Origin of the sequence: Mesorhizobium sp. M7A.F.Ca.US.006.04.2.1 (genome assembly GCF_004022915.1) — a bacterium.
GTDB classification, from domain to species: Bacteria; Pseudomonadota; Alphaproteobacteria; order Rhizobiales; family Rhizobiaceae; genus Mesorhizobium; species Mesorhizobium ciceri.
Window position 1 is genome coordinate 1 of the sequence record NZ_RZQA01000774.1, and the last position, 3,097, is coordinate 3,097.

Genomic DNA, 3,097 nt, shown 5'->3' on the forward strand with positions numbered 1-3,097 from the left:
GTCTGAGGCCGAGCCGGCCCCCTCATCCGGCCGCTTTGCGGCCACCGCCCTCCGGGCGTTCGTTGTTCGAAAAGCCAAGCAGTTGGCTTTTCGCCCGCTGCGCGGACCACGCCTCACCCCCGCAGGGAGAAGAGACTGGCGTCAGCGCTGACACCTCCTCTCCCCTCGGGGAGAGGTCGGATTGCCCCGAATTGCCCTTCGCAATTCGGTTGGCAATCCGGGTGAGGGGGCTCTTTCTCGTGCTCCCTTAATTGTTAGTGGACTCGATCCGTCCAACACGGTCTTCTAGGCATCCCCCCGCCCGGAGAACCGCCATGCCTCTCAACCGTCGGACACTGATCGCCGCCAGTCTTTCCATCACCTTTGTCCTGGCGCCGTTGACGAGTGTCTTCGCCGCCTCGCCGGCGCCGGCCAAGGGCGAGCACGGCATGGTGGTGACGGCCCAGCATCTGGCGTCCGAAGTCGGCATCGAGGTGTTGAAGAAGGGCGGCAATGCTGTCGACGCGGCGGTTGCCGTCGGCTATGCGCTCGCCGTCGTCTACCCCAATGCCGGCAATATCGGCGGCGGCGGCTTCATGACCATCCGCTTCAAGGACGGCAAATCGACCTTTCTCGATTTCCGCGAGCGGGCGCCGCTGGCGGCGACAAAAACCATGTATCTCGACAAGGACGGCAACCCGGCGAAGGGCGCCAGCCTCGACGGCTATCTCGCCGTCGGCGTACCGGGCTCTGTGGCTGGCTTCGAGATGGCCCGTGAAAAATACGGCAAATTGTCCCGCCAGGATCTGATGGCGCCGGCAATCGGCTACGCCAAGGACGGGTTCATCCTCAATCAGGGCGACGCTGCCTCGTTTGCCGGCAGTGCCGACAGGCTGGCGAAGGACCCCGCGGCCGCCGCCATATTCCTGAAACCCGACGGCAAGCCCTATGGCATCGGCGAGCGGCTGGTTCAGCCCGACCTCGCCGCCTCGCTCGCCGCCATTTCCGAAAAGGGTACGGATGCCTTCTATAAAGGCGCCATCGCTGACGCCATCATCAAGGCGAGCGGCGCCAAGGGCGGCATTCTCGCCAAGCCGGATTTCGAGCAGTATGCGGTGCGTGAGCTCAAGCCCGTGACCTGTACCTATCGCGGCTACGAGATCACCTCCTCGCCGCCGCCCAGCTCCGGCGGCATCATCATCTGCGAAATCCTCAACGTCCTGGAGGGCTATCCGCTGTCCTATCTCGGCGCAGGTTCCGCCGAGACGGTCCACGTCATGGTCGAGGCGATGCGCTACGCCTATGTCGACCGCAATTCAGCGCTTGGCGATCCTGATTTCGTCGACAACCCGGTCTCGAAACTGCTTGATAAGGCCTATGCCAAGGATATCCGCGACAAGATCGACCCGTTCCGGGCGGGCGTGTCGCAGGATTTGATGCCGAAGGGCTTTGGCGAGAGCAAGGAGACGACGCATTATTCGATCATCGACGATGCAGGCAATGCGGTAGCGGTCACCTACACGTTGAACGGTTCCTTTGGAGCCGGCGTCGTCGCCGACGGCACCGGCATCCTGCTCAACAACGAAATGGACGATTTCACCCAGAAACCCGGCGTGCCCAACCTCTATGGCCTGGTCCAGGGGGAGGCCAACGCCATCCAGCCGAAGAAGACGCCGCTGTCGTCGATGAGCCCGACCGTGGTCGCCAAGGACGGCAAGCCGTTCATGGTCATCGGCAGCCCCGGCGGCTCCCGCATCATCACCATCACGCTGGAAGCGATCGTCAATGTCATCGACCACGGCATGAACATCCAGGAGGCGATCGACGCGCCGCGCATCCACCATCAATGGCTGCCCGACAAGGTGTATGTCGAGCCGTTCGGCCTGTCGCCGGACACAGAAAAGCTGCTGGCCGGCATGGGATATCACCTCGATCTCGCCGACCAGACCTGGGGTCAGGCCGCCGGCATCCTGGTCGGCGGCAAGAGCCTGGCGGAAATCGAGAAAGGCGGCGGCGCGCGCTACAACGGCGCCATCGACAGCCGCGCGGCCTCTGGCGAGGCGCTCGGATACTGACAGCTCGGAGGAAAAGCTTGGAGCAGCGTGGCGATTCGGGTTGATCGCCCGCTGCTCAAGTGGATCGGCTCACACCGACTTGACCGTCACAAGACCAGCGTGAGGGTGGACGCAACCAGCATCAAGGCGGCAATGCCGACGAACAGCGCATAGATGCGCGGCCGGTCGAGCAGCAGCGCATTTCCGGAGATCCAGGCGGATGTGGCGCCGCCAAGCGCGAAGAGGAAGCCGTTGCGGTGCCCGAAGACCATCGATGCGGCCATCAGCCCGCCGATGATCAGCGCACCGAACACGATGATCACGGCAACGGCATATCTCTCGAAATCGTTGCCGCTTCCCATGCTCGGGCCGATTGCGTTCAAGGTTGGCAGGTCGTCCGGATCGAAAGGGTTCGTCGACCCGTATTCGTCTTGACCGGCAGGCTCTCGCATCATTCGTTCTCCGTATAGCGGCAACAAATCATCAAGCCTTGCCGAGTGCAACCCGATCACGCTGCCTTGATGCGTTCGACCGGTCCTTGACGTCTTCAGGTGGCGGCTTGCTGCCGGCTTTTGGTTCTTGGCCGTCTTTGGTCTCTCAGGCAATCCGGGAAACGGCTGCCCAAAGGCGACCGTAGCTCCCTCTATCATGGAATGCATTCGTGGAGGAAAAATGATGCGGGGCGCGGATTGGGCTTCGCAAACCGTGATTCGGACGGTGACGTCGCACAGGGTTGTTGTACGGGCGAATCGCCTTGCGGCCAGTGGGCGTCTGCGCTTGGCATGCGGTTGCGTGAAAGTTGACTGGGCAGGCATCTTAAATGTTGACTAGTAAACTCATGTTTCATAGTCACCGGGCAGTGGTCGCTGGAGACCAACCCCCGAAAAGCAGGGCCGGCCGCATTGCAGAGAGACCAAGAGCCCCAGTCGAGAGCCGCGCCCGATCATTTGCGCAGCCGAATGACCCGGCGCCAGGCGCTCGGGCTTTTTTCGCTGCCGTTCGCCGGCATGAGGTCCTCCACGGCTGAAGCCCGTCCGTTGCGCATCGTCTGCCTGGATGACGGC

At 62.7% G+C, this 3,097-nt stretch carries 2 protein-coding genes; one reads left to right on the forward strand and one right to left on the reverse strand.

Annotation, left to right across the window (positions count from 1 at the left end):
• Positions 1 to 314 precede the first annotated feature (314 nt).
• Positions 315 to 2,054 carry a gamma-glutamyltransferase gene (gene ggt, locus EN925_RS29805; RefSeq protein WP_127365677.1) on the forward strand — a complete coding sequence of 580 codons (1,740 nt, stop codon included), beginning with the start codon at positions 315 to 317 and terminating at the stop codon, positions 2,052 to 2,054.
• Positions 2,055 to 2,140: 86 nt separating this feature from the next.
• Here ggt and EN925_RS29810 read toward each other — a convergent pair whose 3' ends face one another.
• Positions 2,141 to 2,488, reverse strand: a complete 348-nt coding sequence (locus EN925_RS29810; protein ID WP_032808338.1) for a hypothetical protein — start codon at positions 2,486 to 2,488, stop codon at positions 2,141 to 2,143.
• Positions 2,489 to 3,097: the final 609 nt, after the last annotated feature.